The sequence below is a fragment of the Sphingomonas sp. IW22 genome (genome assembly GCF_041321155.1).
Lineage (GTDB): Bacteria > Pseudomonadota > Alphaproteobacteria > Sphingomonadales > Sphingomonadaceae > Sphingomonas.
Genome location: NZ_JBGGWB010000034.1, coordinates 1 through 1,297 on the forward strand (window position 1 = coordinate 1; position 1,297 = coordinate 1,297).

General features: G+C 31.6%; 1 protein-coding gene. It reads left to right on the forward strand.

All coding sequences use genetic code 11. The annotated features are described in order from the left end of the window. The first annotated feature begins 176 nt into the window (after nucleotides 1–176). Nucleotides 177–1,199 carry a hypothetical protein gene (locus tag ACAX61_RS19550; RefSeq protein ID WP_370716208.1) on the forward strand — a complete coding sequence of 341 codons (1,023 nt, stop codon included), beginning with the start codon at nucleotides 177–179 and terminating at the stop codon, nucleotides 1,197–1,199. Nucleotides 1,200–1,297 lie beyond the last annotated feature (98 nt).

Below are 1,297 nucleotides of genomic sequence, written 5' to 3' on the forward strand. Positions count from 1 at the left end.
TAATATTAGGTAACAAAAAAAGTTCTCGGAAAAATTAAAATTAAAATTACTTAATTTTAAAATACAATTTCTAATAATAATTTATATTGTATTTTTATTCGCGTTGTTTATCTAAGGTAATTCGTATATTTAATTATAGATAAATTTAAATTAGTAAACGACATTTTTATTCATAGATGAATAGTTTGCAAATTAGAACAATAATTTTCTATGAGTGGAAAAGAGGTTTCTCTGCTCAAGAATGCTTGAATAATATGAAGTCATCTTTAGGCGATGACATTGTAAGCCAGTCGACTGTGTATAAGTTTTTTAGAAATTTCGAAGATGGAAATTTCAGTTTGGAAGATGAAACACGTCATGGTCGTCCAAAAGTAATCGATGATGTAGTTTTATTGGAAACAATTAGAGGAAATCCAACAATTAGAACCGACGAATTATCGAAGTTATTCAACACAACAAGTCAAACAATTAGAAATTATTTGCATGATCTTGGCTATTCGTCAGTGTGGGATAAGTGGGTACCACATTCGCTTAGTGAGGTTGACAAAGAAAAAAGAGTGAATGTTTGTAAAGAACTGCTTCATATGCATCGAAAAGAAGATTTTTTTCCCAGGATGGTAACTGCTGATGAGAAATGGGTATATTATGAAAACCTACCTAGACGCAGGTCATGGAAAAAGTCAGATGAAGAACCGGTAACAGTAGCTAAACGTGGTTTGACTCATAAGAAGGTATTAATGTGTATTTTTTGGGATATTAGAGGAATTTTGTATAAAGAATTTCTGAAAAGTGGACAAACGCTTACTACAGAAGTATATATTCAACAATTACATAAAGTCAATTCGGTCATCAAAAAGACTTGGCCTTCACATCTAATTAGAAAAGGAATAATCTTCCTACAAGATAACGCCAAGCCACATACGTCAAATTTAACGAAACAGAAGCTTGACAAACTGCGTTGGACAGTTTTGAAACATGCCCCTTATTCTCCGGACAAAGCCCCTTCAGATTATTACCTATTTAGATGTTTGCAGAACAGTTTAGCTGGCACTAAATTCAAATCGAGTGATGAAACAATTTCACAAGTTCAATCTTTTCTAAGTTCCAAAGATCAGTATTTCTTTAAAGAAGGTATTTATAGGTTGTTGAAGCGTTGGGAGAAGATTGTGCAGAACAATGGTGCATATATTTTGGACTAAGTGGTTTTTGTCATATTCCTTGTAATACATGTAATATTTTCAATAAAACATTGAACTAACATTTAATTTTTCCGAGAACTTTTTTTGTTACCTAATAT